This window comes from Massilia luteola, assembly GCF_034420155.1.
Lineage (GTDB): Bacteria > Pseudomonadota > Gammaproteobacteria > Burkholderiales > Burkholderiaceae_D > Telluria > Telluria luteola.
Genome location: NZ_JAXOFN010000037.1, coordinates 1 through 23,293, shown reverse-complemented (window position 1 = coordinate 23,293; position 23,293 = coordinate 1). Strand labels below are relative to the sequence as shown.

At 67.1% G+C, this 23,293-nt stretch carries 9 protein-coding genes and 1 pseudogene; 8 read left to right on the top strand and 2 right to left on the bottom strand.

The genetic code is table 11. The features are described from left to right. The first annotated feature begins 46 nt into the window (after nucleotides 1-46). Complete coding sequence (locus U9J41_RS25345) at nucleotides 47-2,410, top strand: pectinesterase family protein (RefSeq protein ID WP_322404947.1); 2,364 nt, start codon at nucleotides 47-49, stop codon at nucleotides 2,408-2,410. Nucleotides 2,411-2,702: 292 nt separating this feature from the next. Here the strand turns inward: U9J41_RS25345 and U9J41_RS25340 are convergent, their stop codons facing one another. Continuing rightward, nucleotides 2,703-4,400, bottom strand: a complete 1,698-nt coding sequence (locus tag U9J41_RS25340; RefSeq protein ID WP_322404946.1) for a glycoside hydrolase family 43 protein — start codon at nucleotides 4,398-4,400, stop codon at nucleotides 2,703-2,705. 266 nt (nucleotides 4,401-4,666) lie between these two features. Here U9J41_RS25340 and U9J41_RS25335 point away from each other — a divergent pair, with 266 nt between their 5' ends. The 4 genes from U9J41_RS25335 (at nucleotide 4,667) to U9J41_RS25320 (ending at nucleotide 16,010) form a co-directional block, all read left to right on the top strand. Further along, nucleotides 4,667-8,395 carry a TonB-dependent receptor gene (locus U9J41_RS25335; RefSeq protein ID WP_322404945.1) on the top strand — a complete coding sequence of 1,243 codons (3,729 nt, stop codon included), beginning with the start codon at nucleotides 4,667-4,669 and terminating at the stop codon, nucleotides 8,393-8,395. Nucleotides 8,396-8,411: 16 nt separating this feature from the next. Then, entirely contained in the window at nucleotides 8,412-10,850 is a 2,439-nt protein-coding gene (locus U9J41_RS25330) for a glycoside hydrolase family 95 protein (protein ID WP_322404944.1), read from the top strand. Continuing rightward, nucleotides 10,847-13,981, top strand: coding sequence for a GDSL-type esterase/lipase family protein (locus U9J41_RS25325; protein WP_322404943.1), 3,135 nt, complete (start codon nucleotides 10,847-10,849; stop codon nucleotides 13,979-13,981). Before U9J41_RS25330 ends, U9J41_RS25325 begins: the two co-directional genes overlap by 4 nt. A gap of 103 nt (nucleotides 13,982-14,084) precedes the next feature. Then, nucleotides 14,085-16,010 (top strand): NPCBM/NEW2 domain-containing protein, encoded by a 1,926-nt coding sequence (locus tag U9J41_RS25320; RefSeq protein ID WP_322404942.1) that lies wholly within the window; start codon nucleotides 14,085-14,087, stop codon nucleotides 16,008-16,010. Between the two features lie 334 nt (nucleotides 16,011-16,344). Here U9J41_RS25320 and U9J41_RS25315 read toward each other — a convergent pair whose 3' ends face one another. After that, on the bottom strand, nucleotides 16,345-17,367 hold the full coding sequence (locus tag U9J41_RS25315; RefSeq protein WP_322404941.1) for a LacI family DNA-binding transcriptional regulator: 1,023 nt from the start codon (nucleotides 17,365-17,367) through the stop codon (nucleotides 16,345-16,347). A gap of 298 nt (nucleotides 17,368-17,665) precedes the next feature. Here U9J41_RS25315 and U9J41_RS25310 point away from each other — a divergent pair. The 3 genes and pseudogenes from U9J41_RS25310 to U9J41_RS25300 form a co-directional block, all read left to right on the top strand. Beyond that, nucleotides 17,666-17,830, top strand: a pseudogene (locus U9J41_RS25310) (IS3 family transposase); the annotation flags it as partial. A 356-nt stretch (nucleotides 17,831-18,186) separates the two neighbouring features. Next, nucleotides 18,187-22,053, top strand: a complete 3,867-nt coding sequence (locus tag U9J41_RS25305; RefSeq protein WP_322404940.1) for an NACHT domain-containing protein — start codon at nucleotides 18,187-18,189, stop codon at nucleotides 22,051-22,053. Nucleotides 22,054-22,222: 169 nt separating this feature from the next. Then, a complete protein-coding gene (locus tag U9J41_RS25300; protein ID WP_322404939.1) occupies nucleotides 22,223-23,206 on the top strand; it encodes an IS5 family transposase in 984 nt (327 codons plus the stop codon). The last annotated feature ends 87 nt before the right edge of the window (nucleotides 23,207-23,293 follow it).

Sequence of the window (23,293 nt, the reverse complement as noted above, 5' to 3'; positions counted from 1 at the left end):
GCCGCCGGCCTGGCCGGCATCCCGCCACCGAACCCCCAGTCACTCCATGAAACGACATCGAACCGCCCTCCTCGCCGGCATCGCACTCTGCGCCCGGATCGCGTGCGCCGCCGCTTGCCCGAACGGCGCCCTCGCCTGCGAAGACTTCGAACACGGCACGCGCCTGCGCGCCGCCGACGGCAGCGCGCCGCAACCGCGCCCGCAGCCGGGCAGCGCCAACCACGTGCTGCTGTTGCGCGGCGACGGCCGCCCGCTGCTGCTGCCCGCGGCCCCACCCGCCGGGCCCTATTTCGTCGAAGCGCGCCTGCGTCCGGCCGGCCCGGACGCCGCGCCGCGGCACGCCTACCTGATCGCGCGCTATGCCGACGAACGCAACTGGCTCGGTCTGGCGCTCGCCACCACGCCGGACGGCAAGCGGCTCGCGATCGACATCGTGCGCATGCGGGACGGCCGGATCACGCGGCTCAAGCAGGGCGGCACGCGGGTCGACGCGCCGGACGCCTTCACCACGCTGCGCCTGGACGTCGACGGCACGGCCCTGGCGATGTACGTCGACGGCAACCGCATCAACGGCGTCGACGAACCGTCGCTGCCGCCCGCGCGCGTGGGCGTGCTGGCGCGGGACGGGGACTTCGAACTGGACGACCTGCGCGTAGGCGACGCGCGCGTCGCGCCGGTGCGCGTGGGCCTCGTGCGCATGTCCGGCCGGCTCGACCTGCAGGCCGGCGACGCGCCGCAGCGCTACCTCGTGCGTGCGAGCGCGGGCGCGAGCGCCAACACGGGCACGGACGCGGGCTCGAGCGCGAGCGCGAGCGACGGCACGCTGCCGTTTGCCGTCGCGTCGAGCGCGCCGGACATCGCCACGGCGAGCATGGACGGCGACGCCGTCGTGATCACGCCGAAGCGCGCCGGCGCCGCCACCATCACCGTGGCGAGCGCCGCGGACAACAACGCCGCCGCGACGCTCGCGGTCCGGGTCGGGCCGGCCTTCGCCACGTCCGATCGGGTGTACGACCTGCAAGGCAAGGCGATGCCGGCGGCCGGCGCGGCCGATGTCCAGGTCGACACGCCGCTGCGCCTGCGCTTCGACGCCGCGCCGAAGCCCGGGCCCGGCGCCTCGGTGCGTATCTTCCGCGCGGCCGACGACGCGCTGGTCGACGTGCTGCGCCTCGACGGCGACGTCGACGCCATCGGCACGAGCGCCGACGGCCGCCGGCGCGTGGTCCGCTACGACCCGGTCCGCATCGACGGGCGCGACGTGACGATCCGGCCGCACGACGCGCGGCTCGCCTACGGCACCGAATACTACGTGCTGGTGGATACCGGCGCGTTCCCGGGCGCGCGTCTCGCGGGGCAGCCGTTCGACGGCATCGGCAAGGCCGCGCTCTGGCGTTTCACCACGCGCGCACGCATGCCCACGGCGCGCGACCTGACCGTCGACGACGACGGCCCGGCCGATTTCCGCACCGTGCAGGGCGCCCTCGACCACGTCATGCGCAACGTGCCGCGCGCGGCGCCGGTGACGATCCACGTCGCCGCCGGCCGCTACGACGGCCTGCTGTACCTGCGCGGCAAGGACAACGTCACCTTGCGCGGCGCCGGCCGCGACGCCAGCGTGATCGCGGCCGAGAACAGCGACGGCCAGAATCCGGGCGCGGGCGCCAGCCAGGATGCGCTGGCGCCGGGGACGAACGGCGGCCGCTCGGTCTTCCTGATCGAGGACGCCGACCTGGTCACGCTCGACCATCTCGGCGTCGTCAACACGACGTGGCTCGCGAGGACGACCGGCGGCCAGGCCGAGGCGCTGAATTTCGCGAGCGACGGGCGCCTCGTCGCCACCGATGCGCGCTTCGCGAGCGAGCAGGACACGATTCTCGTACGGGGCTATACGTGGTTCTACCGCAGCCTGATCGAAGGGAACGTCGATTTCATCTGGGGCTACAGCCCCGCCTCGCTGTTCGAGGACAGCGAGATCCGCACGGTCGGCAACAGCGCCGCCGCCGCGAAGGGCGGCTACATCGTCCAGGCGCGCACGCCGGCGCAGGCCGACCCGGGCTTCGTCTTCCTCGACAGCCGCATCACGCACGGCCCCGGCCCGGCCGGCAACGACGCCCCGGCCGGCGCGAGCTTCCTGGCGCGCCCGGGCAGCAGCTGGGACAACGTCAGCTACATCAACTGCCGTATCGACGACCACATCTCGCCGCGAGGCTGGAGCGGCCAGCCACGTGGCGGCACGGGCTGGTTCGAATACAACAGCATGGACATGGCGGGCCAGCCGCTCGACCTCGCCGGCCGCAGCGGCGGGCAGGCGCTGACCGCTGCGCAGGCCGCGCGCTTCTCGAGCCGCGCCCGCGTGTTCGCGGGATTCGGCGGGGGCAAAGGCTGGAATCCGCAGGCGGCGCGGGAATGACGGCGTGATTGGGGCCGATGCGGCCGGATGGTTCCGGTCAAACGATGGCCCGCGCGCCCTGGACGGCGCGATTGGGGCCGATGCGGCCGGATGGTTCCGCACAAACGATGGCCCGCGCGCCCCTGGACGGCGTGATTGGGGCCGGTGCGACCGGATGGTTCCGCACAAACGATGGCCCGCGCCCCCTGAACCGTCGCCCCCGCGCAGGCGGGGGCCCAAGTCCGGCGCGTCCACGTAACGTAATCGGGTCCCCGGCAGGGCCAACGCCCAGTCCGGGAACGACACCGTTCCCTCAGTGCGCGGTGACGCGAAAATAATCAACGTCCAGGCTCGCACCCGCCCCCGCCGCCTGGCTCCCGACACTGAAGAGCCCCATCTGCGCCCCGACCCAGCGCCCCTTGCTGGCGGTGAACGGCTCCGCAACGGGCACGAAGGCCGTGCCGCCGGTGCGGTACGAAAAGCGCGCCACGCCGCCCTCGCGCATCTCCATGCGCAGGTCGAGATCCGCGGGGGCGGACGGCAGCACGACGCGGGTCGACTCCGTGCAGCGCACCTTGGCCGGCGTGCAGGTCGTGTAGACCAGCTGCGTCGCGGCGCCGGCCCGGCGCAGGCCCAGCCAGGCGTACTGCATGCCGTCCAGGATCAGGCCCGCGCGGTCGCCGTCGCGCGCGCCATTCAGCCGCACGTGCGTGTTGACGACGAAGGCCGGTGCCGGCAGCTTCTGCAGCAGGAGCGCCGGCGCGCCGCGCACATAGTCCGCCTCCGGCGCGGGTTGTGTGAGCAGGCGCAGGTGGCCCGGGCGCGCGGCCAGCGAATACCAGCCGGCCTGGCTGTTGGCGTTCCACTGCCATTGCAGGCCGAGCGCCGGTCCGTCGAATTCGTCGGAGGTCGGCGGCACCCTGACCGGGCCGCCGGGCACCGGCTTGGCATGGACGAGCACGGGCTGGCCGGTGCCGGGCTTCGGCCCGTCCTCGCCGATCACGGGCCAGCCGTCCACCCAGCGCATCGGCTGCAGGTGCACGACGCGGCCGTACGCGCCCTTGTCCTGGAAGTGAAGGAACCAGTCCTTGCCGTCCTGCGCCCGCACCCATGCGCCCTGATGCGGGCCGTTGATCGGCGTCGTGCCCTGCTCCATCACGGTCCTCACTTCATAGGGTCCGCGGATGCTGCGCGCGCGGAACACCGCCTGCCAGCCCTCCTCCACCCCGCCGGCCGGCGCGAACACGTAGTACCAGCCGTTCTCCTTGTACAGCTTGGGGCCCTCCAGCGTGCGGTAGCCGGGCAGCTTGTTGCCGTCGATGATGGTGGCGCCCGCGTCGTCGAGCAGCCGGCTGGCGTCCGGCGCCATGCTGCGCAGGGTCAGCAGGTTGTTGATGCCGGCGCGGCTCTTGGCCCAGCCGTGCAGCAGGTAGGCCTTGCCGTCGTCGTCCCACAGCGGCGTCGGATCGATGATGCCCTTGCCGGGCAGGAGCAGGCGCGGCTCGCTCCACGGTCCCGTGAAGCGTTCGGCCGTGGTGACGAAAATGCCGAGGTCCGGGTCCGGATAGAAGATCCAGAATTTACCGTCGTGCCAGCGCAGGCACGGCGCCCACACCCCGTCGCCGAGGCGCGGCACGGCGAAGCGTTCGGCCGGCACCAGGTGCGGCAGCGCGTGGCCGACCAGTTCCCAGTTCACCAGGTCCTTCGACTGCAGCAACGGCAGCCCGGGCGCGCTGTTGAAGCTCGACGAGGTCAGGTAGTAGGTGTCGCCGACGCGGATCGCGTCCGGGTCCGAATAGTCGGCATGCAGCACCGGATTCCGGTAGCGCCCGTCGCCCAGGTCGGCCACCCAGGGTTCGTCCGAACCTGGCGGCCGGGCGGCGGGCGCGGACTGGCATCCGGCCGCGAGCGCGGCCAGCAGGACGGCGCCGGCGATGCGGCCGGAGGTGGCGATGCGGCCGGAGGTGGCGAAATGCCCATGCGGCGAGCGGAATGGAAATGGTGTGGACATGCTGCTGCGTCTCCTTGCGTGTTGTCGGTGTGGGGCAACTGGCCGGTCCAGCCAGTTTCTCATCAAAAGGGTAGCAGAGCAAAATCTGGACCGACCAATTCATTAAATTGGTCTGCCAATAATCACAATGTTGTTTGGTGAGTTTCACAACGGTCCAGCCCGCCTCCTCGCTTAATCTATGTCCGACCGCCGGCGCCGGTATGCAATATATAACGTACACATGGCAAGCCGCGGAAAAAACGCATACCTACAAAGGAGACCCTATCGTGAGAGAGAACCCGTCATATCCGCTGCGGCCAAAGCGCCTGAGCCTCGCCGTGGCGCTGGCCCTGGCGTCGCTGATCGTCGGCGGCGCCGCGGCGGCGCAGGAGAATCCGGCGCCGGCCGCGGATGGCGCCAGCGGCGAAAAAATCGCCCAGGTCGTCGTGAGCGCGACCCGCGCCTCGCAGCAGTCGAGCATCGACCGCAAGAAGAACGCGGCGACCGCGATCGATTCGATCGTCGCCGACGACGTCGGCTCTCTGCCGGACCGGAACGTGGGCGAGGCGATCTCGCGCATGTCCGGCATCGCGCTGGACCGCGGCGACTACGGCGAGGGCGTCAGCGTCGCCGTGCGCGGCAATTCGGCCGACCTGACCCGCGTCGAGATCGACGGCCAGGGCGTGCAATCGGCCGGCGGCGCCGACATGGGCGGCACCAGCGGCGCCAGCGGCCGCGCCGTCGAGTTCCGCCAGCTGTCGTCCGACCTGATCAAGAGCGTGGACGTGGTCAAGGGCTCGACGGCCGACATGACCGAGGGCTCGCTGGGCGGCGGCATCATCATCAAGACCCGCACCGGCCTCGATTTCAAGAAGCCCTTCGCGTCCGTGCGCGTGGCCGCCTCGCAAACCTCGCTGAACAAGCAATGGAAGCCGGACGCGAACCTGATCCTGGCGGACAAATTCCTCGACGGGCGCCTCGGCCTGCTGCTCAACGCCTCGTCGACGACGCTGGCGAACGAGTCGCACTCGCAGCAGAACGCGTTCAGCGCGCTGCAGGGCTATTATCGCGTGGCCGACTTCGACAATTCGCCGCAGAAGACCTTCAGCTTCCTGCCAGCCACGCTGAACCGGGCCGACGCCAGCGTGGCGCAGCCGCTGTTGCAGTCGCCGCTGACCGGCGGCGGCTTCTTCGACTCGGCGACGCCGCTGTCGGTGCTGACCCAGTCGGCGGCCGCGCGCACCAAGGCCGACTGCTACGCCGCCTTCCCGGCCATCTCCGCCGCCCAACTGAACACGATCGCGTCCAACAGCCGCAACGCGGCACAGTCCCAGCGCGGCAACGAGCTGGCCACCTGCCTGAACCAGTGGAACGACTACACGCCGTCGAATGTGCGCTACTTCGTCAAGCGCGAGATCGACAGGCGCCAGGACCTGGACCTGCGCGCCGACTTCAAGGTCGACAACCACCTGACCGTCTACGCCAAGGGCAGCTACAACCGCCGCCGCGACGACATGTCGCAGCTCACCTACACGCTCGGCAACGTGCTGGCCAACACCGGCACGACGATCAGCCCCGCCTTCACCGGCCGGCCCTACGTCGACGACACCGCGGCCGGTGTGCGCAACGCGGTGCCGGGCTCCGGCTACTACCTGTACGACACCCCGACCACCCGCAGCAACGGCTATCCGCTGATGGGCACCGTCGTCAACATCGTGCCCGGCTCGATCGTCAGCGACGCCAACCACCACCTCACCTCCTACCAGATCACCGACGGCCAGGCGACCACCGACCAGCTGCACGACGTCGCCGACATCACGGCGAAATACTTCCAGCTGGGCGGCACCTACCGCAACGGCGGCCTGACCGCGGAATTCTTCGTCGGCGACGCGCGCTCGGATTTCCAGCGCGCCCAGAAGCGCATCAGCTTCACCAATTTCTACGGCCCGACCACGATGTCGGTGCTGCCGAATGGCCTGTGGACCTACAGCTTCCCCGGCAGCGGCTTCAACCAGTCCGACCCGGCCCAGTACGTGCGCGTGTTCCCGGCCACCGGCAACACCGCCGCGCAGCCGCTCGGCCCCCTCAACACGCGCGCCGCGCCGGCCTACACGATCGCCCAGCAGCCGCTGCTGAGCTCTTCGTCGCCGCGCACCGAGGCGTTCTGGAATCCGCAGATCCGCGCCACCGAGGAACGCACCGCCAAGCTCGATCTCAGCTGGGCGACGCCGGAATCGGTCCCGTTCTTCAAGCGCTTCAAGGCCGGCTTCAACCTGCGCGACAACCGCGTCGACAACTGGAATCCGGGCGACGGCAACAGCGGCGGCATCGTGCTGCAGGCGGCGAACGGCACCTATGGCCAGGCCGGCTACCAGGCGCCGATCGTGCTCCCGACCCCGATCGCCCGCGACGTGGTCCAGGCCTGCCAGGACACCCCGGGCTCGCTGGGCCCCGGCGGCAAGCCGTGCCAGTACGGCTATGTCTCGAACCCCGACCCGCGCCTGGCGCTGAACGGCACGACGCAACTGACGCCGCAGCAGTTCCAGGACCTCGTGGCGCAGGTCCTGACCGGCAAGGCCACGCCGACGCAGTTGTTCAGCGGCGCCAGCGGACGCCCGGCCGGCATGCTCGACAACTGGACCCAGATCGACGTCGAGAAAGCCTTCGGCCTGATCGGCGCGCCGAACAACAATTACGACTGCGTCAAGCACTGCACCGCCAACGACGGCAAGGTCTACGACCAGCCGGTGCAGAAGCTGAAGGAGCGCACGCAGGCGTTCTACATCATGGGCGACTTCGGCATCGACCACATCCCGTTCACCGATCGCGCCCTGCCGTTCGGCTGGGAGATCGACGGCAACCTGGGGTACCGCTTCGTGCGCACCAGGGTCAGCGGCCTCGGGATGATGACACTGAGCTCGATCACGCCGACCGCGTCCTACGACCCGCTCAACCCGACCGCGCCGGGCGGCACCGTCACCAACACGTACATCCGCAACACCGCGGTCAACGCCAGCACCACGGACTTCCTGCCCACCTACAACCTGGCAATGTGGATGGTCCCGGACAAGCTGGTGGTGCGCTACAGCCGCGCGCGCACCGTGGCGCGGCCGCCGATCACGCAGCTGCTGCCGGCCGGCACCTGCATCTACGACGAGACGCTGGCCGTCAATGGCGAAGTGGCCCAGCGTTGCAGCGGCACCCTCGGCAACCCCGCCCTGCAGGCCCAGAAGAACCTCAACCAGAACCTGAGCCTCGAACTGTATCCGAACAAGGACACGATGTTCACGGCCGCGGTCTTCCGGCAGCAAGGCATCATCGGCCCCGCGCTGAGCCAGGGCGTCAACAAGCTGCCGCTGTTCGCCGGCTCGCCGCTGGTCGACCCGGCCACCGGCACCGACCTGTCGACCATCCCGTTCAACTATTCGATGTGGATGAACGGCGCCGCGACGACCCGCAAGGGCCTCGAACTGGGCACCAAGACCGCCTTCACCTTCCTGCCCTGGGCGCTGCGCTACACCGGGTTCGACGCCAACGTGACGAAGCTGCGCTCCATCACGACCAGCGAAAACGCGGTCGACCTGCTGACCGGCGCCCCGCTGCCGCCGCAGCGCGAGTCGAAGTATTCGTACAACTGGGCGCTGTGGTACGACGACGGCCGCCTGTCGGCGCGCGTCGCGGTGCAGGCGGTGGCCTCGTACTTCACCTGCATCGCCGGCTGCACCCAGCAGGCCGCGATCCAGAATTATCCGGGCGTCGGGGTCCAGCTGACCAAATTCCCCTACAATCCGGGTTCGCCGAACTACAAGGACACCACCCGCTTCATCGACGCCAAGCTCGCGTACAAGCTGCGGCCGAACGTGGAGATCTTCGTCGAGGGCCGCAATCTCGGGAATGCGACCACCACCAACAGCCAGGGCATGTCGACGCCGTTCGCCGACGGCACGCCCAACCTGCTGGACTATGCGTATGCCGGCCGCCGCATCATGGTCGGTTTGAACTTCCGTACCTTGTGACTGACAGGAGACACTCTTGAATCGACAACCCCCGTCCCGGCCGGCGCGCCGCGGTTTTCTCGTGTCGACCGGGCTGGCGCTGGCCATGCCGGGCCTCGCCGGCGCCACCGCCGTCGCCGCGACGACGCAAGATCGCGACAGCCTGAGCCTCTGGTACGACAAGCCGGCCGGCGCCTGGGTCGAGGCGCTCCCGGTCGGCAATGGCCGGCTCGGCGCCATGGTCTTCGGCCGCGCCGCGCAGGAACGCCTGCAACTGAACGAGGACACGTTGTTCGCCGGTGGTCCGTACGACCCGGCCAATCCGGACGCGCTGGCGGCGCTGCCGCGGGTGCGCGCGCTGATCGACGAGGAAAAGTTCAAGGAAGCCGCCGACCTCGCGAGCGCGTCGATGATGGGCAAGCCGCTGCGCCAGATGCCGTACGGCGCCGCGGGCGACCTGCTGCTCGACTTCCCCGGCGTGCAGGGCGCCGCCCGTTACCGGCGGTCGCTCGACCTCGACACCGCGCTCGCGACGGCCAGCTTCACGGACGGCGCGACGCGCCACCTGCGCGAAGCGTTCGCCAGCGAACCGGACCAGGTCGTGGTGCTGCACCTGACAGCGACGGGCGGCCGCCCGCTGGACCTCGACGTGGGCTACCGCGCGCCGGCGAACGTCAAGTACGGCGACACGCAGACGCCGCCGGCGCCCTTTCAAGGCGCCGCCTGGGACCTGCGCGAATCGACGGATGCCGACAAGCGCCCGGCCACGCTCACGATCCGGCCGGACGGCGCCGGGGCGCTGCTGGTCGAGGGCCGCAACCAGCCGGCCGAGGGCATTCCCGCCGCGCTGCGCTACGCGGTGCGCGTGCGTGCCGTCAGCGACGGCGCGGCCACCGTCGACGGCGACCGGCTGCGGGTGCGCGGCGCCCGCAGCATCACGCTGCTCGTCTCCTGCGCCACCAGCTACGTGAACTACGCCGACGTGGGCGGCGACCCGGTCGCGATCGTGCGCGCCCGGACCGACGCCGCCGCGCGCAAGCCGTACGCGCGCCTGAAGGCCGACCACGTCGCGGCCCACGGCGCACTATTCAAGCGCTTCTCGATCCGGCTCGGCGGCGGCGCCGTCGACGCCCGGCCCACGCACGAACGCATCGCCGTGTCGGAAGCCGCGCCCGACCCCGGCCTGGCCGCGCTGTACGTGCAGTATGCGCGCTACCTGCTGCTGGCGTCGTCGCGTCCCGGCTCGCAGCCGGCCAACCTGCAGGGCCGCTGGAACGAGGGGAACAATCCGCCGTGGGGCGGCAAGTACACGATCAACATCAACACCGAGATGAACTACTGGCCCGCGCACGCCGCCAACCTGGCCGAATGCGTGGAACCGGTGCTGCGCATGATCGAGGACCTGGCCGTGACCGGCGCCGTCACGGCGCGCAAGCACTACGGCGCGCGCGGCTGGGTCACCCACCACAACACCGACCTGTGGCGCGCCACGGCGCCGATCGACGGCCCGAATTTCGGCATGTGGCCGCTCGGCGGCGCGTGGATGTGCAAGACGCTGTGGGACCACTACGAATACCATCCGGACGAAGCCTGGCTGCGCCGCATCTACCCGCTGCTGAAGGGCGCCGCCCTGTTCTTCGTGGACGCCATGGTCGAGGATCCGAAGGGCCGCGGCCTGGTGACGTCGCCCTCGATGTCGCCGGAGCACAACCACCATCCCGGCGTGGCGCTGTGCGCCGGACCGGCGATGGACCGCCAGATCATCCGCGACCTGTTCGGCTGGACGCTGCAGGCGCATGCCGCGCTGAAGGATCCGGATACCGAGTTCGCCACGACGCTGGCGGCGATGCGCAAGCGCCTGCCCGCCGACCGGATCGGCGCGCTGGGCCAGTTGCAGGAATGGCTGGAGGACTGGGACGCGAAGAAGGACACGCACCGTCACGTATCGCACCTGTACGGCGTCTACCCGAGCGAGCAGATCAACGTGCGCGACACGCCCGCCCTGATCGACGCGGCCAAGGTGTCGCTCGACATCCGCGGCGACAAGTCGACCGGCTGGGCGACCGCGTGGCGGCTGGTGCTGTGGGCGCGCATGGGCGATGGCGACCGGGCCCACGCGATCCTCACCGGCCTGCTCGGCCCCACCCGCACGTATCCGAACATGTTCGACGCCCACCCGCCGTTCCAGATCGACGGTAATTTCGGCGGCACCGCCGGCATCCTCGAGATGATCGTGCAGTCCTGGGGCGGCGAGATCCGGCTGCTCCCCGCCCTGCCCGCGGCGTGGCCCGAGGGCGCGCTGCGCGGCGTGCGCGCGCGCGGCGGCGTGGAGCTCGACGTCGACTGGGCGCAAGGCCGCCTGCGCCGCGTCGCCCTGCGCGGCCGGCCCGGCGCCGCGGTGCGCCTGCGCCACGGCACGCGGCTGCTGGACATTACCCTGGACCGCAACGGTCGCGCCACCCCGGAGTTCGCATGAAACCTTCCCTGTACGCGTTCCTGCTGCTGGCGCTGGCCGCCGCGCCGGCATGGGCCGGGTCGGCTCCGGCGCCGGCGCCGGCGCCGGCGCCGCTGCGCTTCCGCTTTGGCGGCGCGCCGACGCCGGGCATGCAGGCGGCCGCCTGCGATCACGGCAACGACATTCCGGTCTACGACGCAAAGCGCGGCTGGGGCTTCGTCGCGCAGACCGGCGCCCAGCCGCCACGGCCGGTGCACAGCGCCGGCATCCGCTGCACCGGCACGGCGGCCGTCATCGCCGAGCCGGCGTTCGACGGCGACAACCGTTTCGGCATGGCGTTCCGCGTCAAGGCCCCGCCGGGCACCTACGACATCCGGGTGCGCGCGACGGCGGGCGCGGACGACGCCACGGTCTCGATATCGGGCATGCAGACCAGCCGCCTGCTCAAGCCGTCCAGCTGGGATGCGGCGGGCCTGCTGCCCAACCGGACCCTCATGCGCGTGGACGGCCACGAATGGCGCTACCGCTACGTGAACGGCCAGGCGTTCATCGATATCGAGGTCGAGCCCAACCGCACCGGCACGCCGGTCGGCATCGAGGCGCTGGAGATCGTGCCGGTGGCGCTCGACGCCCGGCCGCCGGGCACGCTGCAGGCCGTGTTCACGCTCGGCGACTCCACGGTCAAGTCGTACACGTTCGAGGAAGCGCCGATGAGCGGCTGGGGCCAGGTCTTCGGCAAGCTGTTCGACCCGGCCCGGGTGCGCGTCGTGAACTACGCCAATGGCGGGCGCTCGTTCCGCAACGCCTATGCCGAAGGCCGCTTCAACGACCTGCTGCTGGCCGGCTACCCGGGCGACGTCGTGCTGATCCAGTTCGGCCACAACGACGAGAGCGAGGACGAGACCACGCGCTGGGGCCGCGGCGCGACGGAGGCGACGTACGAGGCCATGATCCGCGACGTCTACCTGCCGGCGATCCGCGCGCGCGGCATGCACGCCGTACTGGTGACGCCGATGTCGCGCGTGAACGGCGCGCAGCCGCCCGGCCGCCCGTACGAAAACTCGTTCCGGAAGCGCCGCTTTCCGGACGTGATGCGCAGGGTCGCCCGCGACGCCGGCGTGCCGCTGGTCGACCTGAACGCGCGCAGCGTCGCGTACTACAACGAAGCGGGCGTGGCCGCCGTGACGGCGATGATGATGTCGATCGAGGCCGGCGAAACGCCCGGCAAGACCAACGACGGCAGCTATGCCAACGGCCATCCCGCCAACAAGATCGACGGCACCCACTTCAAGGAAGCGATGGCCAAGCAGTACGCGCGCATGGTCGCGACCGGACTGGCGCAGCTCGCGCAGCAGGGCGATGCGGTCGCGGCGCGGGTGGCCGGCGCGCTGCGGGCCGACGTGCGGGCCGCGATCGGCACCGGCGACTGGTCCGCGATCTATCCGGAGATCGCGGCCGACATCAGGTCCGGCGACGGCGCGTACTACCGCAACCAGATCGAAAAGCTGATCCAGCTGGGCGCCCTGCGCGAGGACGCGCAGGGGAACGTCCATCCGCAGGCGCCGATGGACACGCGCGAATTCGCCGCCGCGCTGGGCCGGCTGCTGCACCTGCCGGAAGGGGCGTTGACGGGCTATCCGGACGGGCCGCTGCGCCGGGAAGTCATGGGCGCCATCGTGGACGACGCCTACCACCTGCGCTTCGCCGCGAAGCCCCGCTACATGACCGACTACAACGGCCGGACCGTCGTGCCGGGCATGCCGGGCTACGATCCGAACCTGGACACGGGCGCGCACGGCGCCATGTACTACCCGCTGGTGGACTGGGCGCAGCTGGAGGACCGCGCGGCCGTCGCCCCCGCCCTGGCGGCCAGGGTCGAGGACGCGTACCGGCTGGGATTGATCCGCTCCGAGGCGGGCATCGCGCGCGGCCGCATGGTCGATGGCCGGCTGCTGGAACCGCAGGCGACGGTCACGCGCGCCAAGGCCGCCAAGACGCTGTACTTCATGTGGGTGCTGGCGCAGCCGCCGGAGGTGGAGAACGACCGGCTCGCGCCGCCCGCGCAGACCTATCAACGCCCCGGCGTCGCCTACAACATGCCGGTGTTCGCCCCGGCGCTTAAGGCGCGGATGCGCTATCCGCTGGCGTGGTCGCCGCAGGTCACGGACTTGCCGGCGTGGCGCGGGCGCGGGCGCGCCGCGCTGTGGCAGGCCACGCTGCAGGAGCGCGACGATACGCCGTTCGCGCCTGAAGTCATCGCGGAACAGGACCGCGGCAGCTACGTCGCGCGCCAGGTGGTCTTCAACATCACGGCCGTGAGCCGCGTGCGCGCCCTGCTGCTGGTGCCGACATCCGCGGGCAGGCATCCGGCCGCGCTCATGCTGCACGACCATGGCGGCAAGTTCGACATCGGCAAGGAAAAGATGATCGAGCCGTTCGGCGAGGCCGACGCGGCCCGGCATGCGTCCGCGCGGGCCTGGGCGGACCAGCACTTTTCCGGCCGCTGGCCCGGCGACGCGCTGGCCGCGCGCGGTTATGTGGTGCTGTGCGCGGATGCCGTCGGCTGGGGCGACCGCGGCCCGCTGACGGGCGAGGCCCAGCAGGCGCTGGCGTCCAACTTCTTCAACCTGGGCAGCTCCCTCGCCGGCAATATGGCGCTCGAGGATGTGCGCGCGGCGCGCTTCCTCGCGTCGCTGCCGGAAGTCGATCCGAAGCGCGTCGCCGCGCTGGGCTTTTCGATGGGCGCCTTCCGCGCGTGGCAGGTCGCGGCGCTGTCCGACGACATCGCCGCCGTGGTCGCATCGAACTGGATGGCCACGGCCGACGGCCTGATGGTCCCGGGCAGCAGCACGCTGCGCGGCGGGTCGTCGTTCCAGATGATGCATCCCGGCCTGCTGCGCTGGCTCGATTATCCGGACGTGGCGAGCCTCGCCGCGCCGAAACCGGCCCTGTTCTTCGCCGGCGAGACCGACAAGCTGTTCCCCGTCGCCTCCGTGCGCGACGCGTACGCGAAGATGGCGCAGGTGTGGCGGGCCTGGGGCGCGGCCGACCGGTTCGAGGCGATCGTGCGGCCGGGCGGCCACGAATTCCCGCGCGCGGTACAGGACTACGCCTACGACTGGCTCGACCGCCAGTTCGGCGCCCGGCGCTGAAGCCTGCATATTTTAATATAGCACCTGACAGTTTTAATAATTGTCGTGCGGCCCCGCGATCCAGATAATCCAGCTACATTCATCAATCGAACTGGAACTTCTGATGCAAGCGCAAAGGTCTTTACGCCGGCTGCCACGCCTGGCCCTGATACCCCTGTTGTTCGCGGTGGCCGCGGCGCACGCCGCGACCGATCCCCTCGCCCCCACGGCGCACTGGAGCGCCTACACGGCCGGCCGCGCGGCGGTGCCGCCGATGGGCTGGAGCAGCTGGAACGCGTTCGGTACCGATATCGACGAAGCGAAGATCATCGGCTCGGCCCAGCGCATCGTCGACAGCGGCCTGGCCGCCAAGGGCTATCGCTACATCAACATCGACGACGGGTGGGCGCTGCGCCGCCAGGTGCCGGACGGACATCTGGTGATCCGGCCCGACCGTTTCCCGTCGTCCGTCACGGGCGGCGCCAGCACCTTCCGCCCCCTCACCGACAAGCTGCACGCAATGGGACTGAAGGCCGGCATCTATTCGGACCTCGGCCGCAACACCTGCTCGCAAGCCTATTCCGGCACCGACACCGACCTCCCCAAGGGCAGCGTGCTCGAACGCGAGATCGGCCTGTACGGCCATATCGACCAGGACATCAAGCTCTTCTTCGCCGACTGGGGCTTCGATTTCATCAAGGTCGACGGCTGCGGCCTGCGCGCGTACGGCCCATCCAGCCCGAAAGTCCGCTCGGGCCAGTACCGCGCGCTGACGCCCGTGCTGGACCTGGAATCGGTCGCCCGTTCGAATATCCCGGCGGTGCAGGCGGAATTCACGCAGATCAACGCGGCGCTCCAGCACAACAATCCCGACGGCGACTTCCTGCTGTCGCTGTGCGTCTGGGGCGCGGCCGACGTGCGCGCATGGGGCAAAAACTTCGGCAACATCTCGCGCACCAGCGACGACATCCGCCCGTCCTGGACCCGCATGCTGAGCAACTTCGACAGCGCGGCGCGGCGCGCGCTGTATGGACATCCGGGCAGCTGGAACGACCCCGACATGCTGTTCATCGGCGCCGGCGATTTCGATGCCGGCCACCTGGTCGAAGCCAGGTCGCACTTCGCCCTCTGGGCCATGCTGAACGCGCCGTTGATGACGGGCGCCGACCTGAGGACGACGCCGCAGGCGCTGATGGACATCTTCGGCAATGCCGACATCATCGCAGTCAACCAGGACCCGGCCGGCAACCAGGCGACCCTCGCCTACGACGCCGACGACCTGGAAATCCTCGTCAAGACGCTCGCCTCCGGCCAGAAGGCGGTCGCCCTCTTCAACCGCGGCTTCGCACCGATCGACGTCGACCTGACCGCCGAACACCTCAAGTTCCGCAAGGACGCACCGGTCACGCTGACCGATCTCTGGACGAAGGCGGGCACCTCGTTCACGAACGAGACCAGGATCCGCGTCGCGCCGCGCGAAACGCGGATCTTCCGCGCCGAGGGCACGCGCACGCTGGCGCAGGGCATGTATCTGTCGGAACAACCCGGCAGCGTGAATCCGGCCGTCGACGGCGTGAGCGCGCCGCAGGCCGACCCGACGATCTTCCGCTCGTCGTTCGGCTGGACCGGCACCAAGGGCCAGGGCGAACGGCCGATGTACGCCGGCTGGGGCGGCGCGCGCGCCGACAGCACGCCATACGGCCAGACGCTGCAGATCGCCGGCACGCCTTACGCCGCCGGCATCGGCATCCTCGCCAATTCCCGGCTGGAGGTGCGCAACCACGGCTACCGCCGCCTGGACGCGCGGGTCGGCGTCGACGATTCCGCCCAGGACCGTACGCATGCCGTGACCTTCATGATCTACGGCGACGGCAAGCTGCTCGCCACGAGCAAGCCCTCCCGTTGGGGCCAGCCGGCGCAGGCATTGGGCGCCGACGTCGCGGGCGTGAAGGTGATCGAACTGGTGGCGCGCAGCGCGGGCGGCGCCAATGAGCAGTTGCCGGTCAGCTGGGGCGACGCGGCGCTGTTGTCGGCGGCGCCGGCGCGGTAGTCGGCGCGGACGCGGGCAAGCCCATGCCCGCGTCCGACGCGTCCTGGCACCGACGGGCATCGGGCGCCGCGCGGCATCCGGTGCCGGCGCCCGTGGTTGCCTGGCATGCCGGGGTGCGGCGGCCATGTCGTCGCATCCTCCACGAATGGCGATATCGCCACCGCACCTTCCCTGCCGACCTTCGAACAATCCCGTTGTTCGGCGCGCCGTACTCGCTGCCGGCCTCGCCAACCATGCGCATGGCGCACGCGATGACTTCGGGAGGGAGTACTTCGGCGACTTCCTCATGGCTCCATCGGCTCAAACGACGGAATTGCTGCAAACCCGGGGTGGTTCAGTTGCCCGCCTTCCCTGCCCGCGGCGCCGTCACCGTGCCGCGCATCACGGCGCGGCACGGCACGCGCACGATGCCCGGTTCCTGATCCTTGCCGAGCGCCCGGCGCGCCGCCAGCGCGCCGATTTCGCGGTATGGCAGGGTGATGGTCGTCAGGCCGGGATCGGACGCTTCCGAGAGCAGGCGGAAGTCGTCGCAGCCGACGACCGACGCGTCTTCCGGCACCCGCAGGCCGCGCCGCTGCAGCAGGAAGATCACGCGGATCGCCATCTTGTCGTTACCGCGCAGGATGGCGGTGGGACGATCGGCGCCGGCGAACAGGCCGTCGATCGTGGTTTTCAGCTGCGCGAATTCGTCGTCGCTGTCGGGCGTGGCGCCATGCAGCAGCCAGGCCTCGTTCGGCCGCACGCCGTGATCCTGCATGGCGCGGCGAAAACCGTGCAGGCGCAGGCGCGTCGCCACCATGCCCTCGATCAGCTGCAGGAACGCGATCTTGCGACGCCCGGCCCGCAGCACGGTCTCGGCCGCCGCATAGCCGCCGCCCTCGTCCCGTATGACTTCCGCGAACCGGGACGTCTCCTCGCAGCAGTTCGCGAGCACCGCCGGCGTCTGGCCCGCCATCTCGTTCAAGGTCGCCGGACGATGGAACGTCGTGGCGAAGATGATCGCCTCGACGCGGTTGGTGCGCATGTCGGCCACCAGGCGGCTGGCGACGTGCGCCTGCCCACCCGTCTCGCCGATGAGGAGCATCTTGCCCAGGTCTTCGCACACGGACGGGATGCCCTTGATGATCGCGGACGAATCCGGCGTCGTGGTGTGCTTGTCCGCGATGACGGCCACGAGGTCGGTCTGGCGCCCGCGCAACATGCGCGCGGCGGCCGACGGCGCGACATCGAGCGCCTGCATGGCGTGCTCTATCCGCCTGCGCGTTTTTTCCGACACGCTGTTCGCGTCGCTCAGCACGCGCAACACGGTCTTGATCGATACGCCGGCTTTTTCGGCGACATCGTGAATGGTCGACACCTCGTCTCCTGTTTGGCCCGATGGGCCGTCGAATGCCGCGCACTCCACCGTGGCCGCTGCGCGCCACAGCAAAATGTCCATCGTCGTCATTTAACGGGATGCTGTCGGCTTTTTCGTTGTGGTCAACATTTTTACGGGGTCGGGGGAGCGATGGCGGGGTGGGTTGTTGCTGTGCTGCCAGCCGGATTACGGGCTATCGCGCATGCCGCCGGAACTGATCGCGCAGGGCCTGAAGTTAGGCGTGGCCGGATCGTGCGGTTGCGGCGGGAGCTTGGCCAGTGTTGCAAACAAAAACGCAAAGAGGAACTGCTATAACAACGCGCCTTTGGAGAGTTTCTGAGGCAGCCTGAAGAACGAACTGATCCATCACCAGAGGTATGCGATGCGGGCCAACGCGGAATCGGCGATGACGGAATACATCGAAATCTTCTACAACTGCCAGCACCGCCATTCGCGCCTCTGATATATGTCACCAGCATCGTTTGCAAACAATTTCAGCAAACGAGCGCTGGCTGCTTAAAACGGGCGTGCCCACTATCGACAGTACATCTCAGTCGTCATTGCATTTACATAATTGAACGGACTACCACGCGGCATCGTATAATCATGGAAGCAATTTTTATTAACTAGAGGAAGTGCCTATCAACAGCCACGAGCAAGAAGTTTACTGTTGCACGCCGTAGTAGACTTCAATCAAGCATGATCCGTTCTCTTGTCGAAAGAATGCTTTGGTACGACGGTGTCTCAGGTCGTGTAAGCCTCACACAGGCTGACCTTCATACGCGTACGGAGCCTTTAGTCGTCCTTGGCGAGGCGGGCATGGGAAAGACGACCCTGCTCAAGTGGCTTGCTAACGCCCCAGGATTTATATTCTGTACAGCTAGGAAGCTCATTAACCATGCGAGACCGGACAAACTGCTCGGAGATGCGCACGTACTAGTTATTGACGCGCTTGACGAACTCAGCACCCACCGAGAAGGCGATGCTGTTGATCTCGTACTCCAGCGGCTCGGTGAGCTCGACAATCCACGCTTCATCTTGTCTTGCCGGGTAGCGGACTGGCGTAGCGCAACCGGCACTGGCGCCATTCTTGAGCTATACAACGAAAAGCCGCTGGAATTGCATCTGGAGCCTTTCGACGACAGCGATACGCTCGCCTATCTCGGTCAACAGATGGGAATCGAAGCTGCGGAGGTCATCGTGAATCACTTCACCTCACGTGGTCTCCAGGGTTTTCTCGGCAATCCACAGACGCTCTACCTTGTCTCACGGATTGCCGGGCAAGAAAGTTTACCTCGGACCAAGAGTGAACTGTTCGAACGCGCGGTCGATGTTTTACGACTCGAACATAACGAGGCAAAGAGCGGCAAGGAGCTTTCACGCGAAGCGACACTGAATGCCGCAGGTGCGGCATTCGCTGGCCTAATCATTTCCGGCAACGAGGCGATCGTCCGCACGGCCTCAGCCTATATTGGAGACGGAGACCTCCAGTTAGCCGAACTGGGCAGTGTCGCAGACCGGGACGATCTCGATGCTGTTCTCCGAACCAGACTTTTCAAGTCAAATGGTGTCGATCGGTTCACCTACTGGCACAGGACCATCGGAGAATACTTGGCTGCGCGTTGGCTAAGAACTACGGCCGATACGCCACGCAAGCAAAGACGTCTGATGTACTTGTTCCATGGCTCCCACCTCGTGCCATCAAGTCTACGCGGTGTCCATGCGTGGCTCGCGCGCGATCACGTACTGGCGCCGGCGGTCATCACGATAGATCCCATGGGCGTGGTCGAATACGGCGACGCCGACGATCTGACCGCCGACCAGGCCCATTTGATGCTCGAGGCGTTGAGTGCGCTCGCAATTGAAAATCCTTTCTTCAGCAAATGGGAACCATATTCCGCTCGTGGGATCGGACACCCGGCTCTTATCGAAGACGTGCGTTGTCTGATCAACGCGCAACAAACGCCAGTAAGACTGCGGCAATTCATACTCGAAGCTGTCAAAGGGACCAGAATCGCGCCAGAATTGTCGGGGGATTTACGGACCTTGGTGCTCGATCCAGATGCGGTCTTCATCAACCGCAGTGCTGCTGGAAATGCACTGATTGGAGTCGAGGATAGCGAAAGCCAGGACTGGCCGACGACTATGCGGGCACTTCACACACTTGGCGATGCACTGTCCGTTCGGTTGGCAATCGAGCTCATGGACAAGATCGGTTACGAACAGTTCAATGACGAGCTGATCGCCGACCTCGTGCTCGCCTACGGCCGGCAACGCGACCGTACGCTTGGTGTACTGATGGGACTGGAGCGCCATCTGCCGGACCACCGCCTGGGCGGCGTGTTGGATCGCTATACACGCGCGGTGGCAATTTCAGGCAACTTAGACGACACCGTCGAGAACGCAGAATTGACAGGGTTCGCCTATGACTTGATCAGTCGCCATGTTCGATGCTGCGAGGTCGAGGTGAAACGGCTTTGGTCCTGGCTCCAGCCGCTCGATTCCGACATCGGGGCAGGCTTTAGTAGCGGCGACGAGCTTGCGCTGCTCTTCCAGGCAGATCATTCGCTGCGACTGGATCTTCTCCGGCTGGTGTTGCTCGATCACTCTGAAGCGGACTCCGTTAGGACGCGAGCATGGACGATACACAGCCGGCTTCAGGGCGTTTGGCCGACGGCCGAAGAGATTATCGTCCTCTTCGAATCGCTCGATCCATCAAATTGTGATGACCAGCTCTGGCAGGAACTCGTTCAGCTGACACACCACGACCACGAAACTGGCGCCGAGGTGCGAGCGGCCGCGCGACCATTCGCACGAAATCGCGCTGATATGCTTTGCTGGCTCGACGGCCTCGTTGAGCCGCCCAGTTGGAAGGCCGAGCAAACCCGGCGCGACTCGGAATATCGGCAACGACAAGCCGACCAGCAAGCGGAGTTCCGCACGCACCTCATCAGCCGCATCGACGAGGTGCGTCAAGGACAATACGGCGCCATCATCACGCTCGCAAAAGCCTATCTTGGCCTATTCAGGGACGTCGATCGGGACGCCACGCAGGCTCACGAACGGATTGAAAAATGGTTAGGTCATGATATAGGTGTTGCGGCGAGCCTGGGCTTTGAAACATTCCTCACCTCAACCAGCCTTCGCCCCACTGCGGATGAGATCGCAGTGAGTGCGGTCAACGGACAACATTGGGAAGCTGCGTACATCATCGTCGCCGCGCTCGCTGAACGGCACCGAAAGGGTTTGAGCTTCACCGACTTGCCCGACGAGTCACTGCTTGCCGGGCTTTTCGAATTACGTCATACGAGCATTCACGAATACGCAAAAATAGCTGGACTCGACGATGCCGTCGAAGCTGCTGTCCGATCACGCGGGCTATGGGTAGTCGCCCTCCACCGTTACTATGAGCCGCAACTCAAGATGGGCTACGCAAACGGAAATCTGTACACCCTGATGCGAAGCGACAAGGATAGTGTACTCGCGACGGAGCTTGCTGCCGACTGGCTCGTTCGCTTTCCCGATTTGCCTACCGCCGTCGAAGAGGAACTTATTGACCGGCTCATCATCTCGGACCGGTACGATGTATTGAGGGCAGCCGCCGCTACCGGGCTCGCGTCAACAGACGCCGCGCGACGCCGTAACTGGTTGGCCGTCAGCTTCATTACGGACTTCGACAGCACGGTGCGTACAATCGAGTCAGGCCCTGTCGACGCTGAACTTCTGTGGCATGTTTGGGATCGCACCAAACACGCACAAGGAAGACCCGACATGATGCTGCCACCACTGCAGCTAGAGTGGTTGATTTCACATTTTCGTTACCTCTGGCCGGTCGTTTCTCCTCCTCGTGACGGGTGGTCCGGCGACAGGAATGCGTGGGACGCGACCGAACACATCAGTCACCTGATCCGTCGACTTGGCAATGATCCTGATCACGAGACTTCTGCAGCACTCTCACGTCTGGCAGCCGCACCGTCCGACGGTTACACCGAAACCGTTCAGTCTGTGGCCGCGGAGCAAAGGCGTATCCGGGTCGAGTCGACGCACACGCCTCCCACGCTCGAGACGATTGCCTCGATAGTCCGGGACAACCTGCCCCTCAGCGCTCCTGATCTACGGGCTTTTCTTGTCGAAGAACTCGCTGTCGTGCAAGCGAAAATCAAGAGCGATGATGTCGAATCGTGGCGCGGCTTTTATGACGACGCAGAGGTCCCGCACCAAGAAGAACGCTGCCGCGACCACCTTCTTTTACTGCTCCGTCAAGGAGCAACGGGCATCACGTTCACGCCGGAGGCACATGTTGCCGCCGACAAGGAGGTGGACATTGCATGCTCCATTAGTACCCTCAGGCTGCCGATCGAGGTTAAAGGCCAATGGCATGCAGAGCTCTGGCGGGCAGCGGACAGCCAACTGGCCAGGCTGTATGCAAAGGACTGGCGCGCAGATGGGCACGGCATCTATCTTGTGCTCTGGTTCGGTAATCACGTCGCCAAGAACAAACGCCTTCGCAGTCCGGGACGCGGGATCGATTCTCCACGGACGCCAGAACAGTTACGCGAAATGCTCGCGTCGACGAGCCGAGCAGTTCAGGATGGAAGAATCGAGGTGGTTGTGATCGACCTCTCGCGCCCCGAACGCAGCCACAAACCAGGGGAAGGTTTTCAGATACCCGACACCGAATTCTAAGGCCGCATCCAAAAATAGCGCAATCAAAGGCTGGGGCTGTGGTCGGCTGAAGATACGTTGGTACTGTATCCTCAACCCTAGGGAGCCGCTGATCAATTCATCCGCCGCAGGTGCCACAGGCCTGGCCATCTGCGATAATTTCAACCCATCCAACGCTGTCGTGTCGATCATGCAAAAGAGCTTCTCGGACCTTGAATACGCAAACAAGAAGAAGCTGACGCGGCGCGACCGCTTTCTTGCGGAGATCGAAAAGATCACGCCGTGGGAGCCGCTGCAGCGGGCAATCGAACCGTTCTACCCCAAGATCGTCGGTGCTGGCCGCCCGCCGATCGGCTTGGCACGCATGCTGAGGATGTATGTGGCCCAACAGTGTTTCGGGCTGTCGGATGAGGGCATTGAAGACGCGATCTACGACAGCCAGGCCATCCGCGCCTTTGTCGGCATCGACCTCAATCGGGAGTCTGCGCCGGACGCGACGACGCTGCTCAAATTCCGGCATCTGCTCGAAGCTAACGGGCTGACGAAAAAGATCTTCGACACCATCAACGGCCACCTTGCCGAGAAGGGTCTGATGATGCGTGAGGGGACCATTGTGGATGCCACGCTGATCGCGGCGCCGCCTTCGACCAAGAACAAGGACGGCAAGCGTGATCCGGAAATGCACCAGTCGAAGAAGGGCAACGAGTGGCATTTCGGGATGAAGGCGCACGTGGGAGTGGACGCCGCGTCCGGCCTCGTGCATACCGTCATCGGCACTGCCGGTAACGTCGCCGACGTCACACAAGCGGGCTCGTTGTTGCACGGCGATGAATCTGCGGCGCTTGGCGATGCCGGCTACCAAGGCGTCGAGAAACGTGCAGAGAATCTCGGCAAATCGGTGACCTGGCACGTGGCGATGAAGCGCTCCAAGCGCAAGGCCCTGCCCAAGAACAAGCTCGGCCGCATGCTCGAAAAACTGGAGCATCTCAAGGCCAGCGTGCGGGCGAAAGTCGAGCATCCGTTCCATGTCATCAAGAACCTGTTCCGTCATCGGAAGACGCGCTATCGCGGCTTGGCCAAGAACACGACACAACTGTTTACGCTGTTCGGCTTCGCCAATTTGGTACTGGCTGGCCGGCGATTTACGGTCACCGACACCCGACGTGCGTCCTGAGTGCCGGAAGGCAAAAGAAATACTGCCGACTTGCTGAACAATTGCCTGTGGCCGGGCCAAAAACATCTTTCGAGGTGCCAAGCAACC

Excerpts from the sequence above, each read along its gene's own strand:
- U9J41_RS25340 (WP_322404946.1), bottom strand. The coding sequence starts at position 4,400 with ATGTCCACACCATTTCCATTCCGCTCGCCGCATGGGCATTTCGCCACC.
- U9J41_RS25320 (WP_322404942.1), top strand. The coding sequence starts at position 14,085 with ATGCAAGCGCAAAGGTCTTTACGCCGGCTGCCACGCCTGGCCCTGATA.
- U9J41_RS25300 (WP_322404939.1), top strand. The coding sequence starts at position 22,223 with ATGCAAAAGAGCTTCTCGGACCTTGAATACGCAAACAAGAAGAAGCTG.
- U9J41_RS25325 (WP_322404943.1), top strand. The coding sequence starts at position 10,847 with ATGAAACCTTCCCTGTACGCGTTCCTGCTGCTGGCGCTGGCCGCCGCG.
- U9J41_RS25305 (WP_322404940.1), top strand. The coding sequence starts at position 18,187 with ATGGGAAAGACGACCCTGCTCAAGTGGCTTGCTAACGCCCCAGGATTT.
- U9J41_RS25345 (WP_322404947.1), top strand. The coding sequence starts at position 47 with ATGAAACGACATCGAACCGCCCTCCTCGCCGGCATCGCACTCTGCGCC.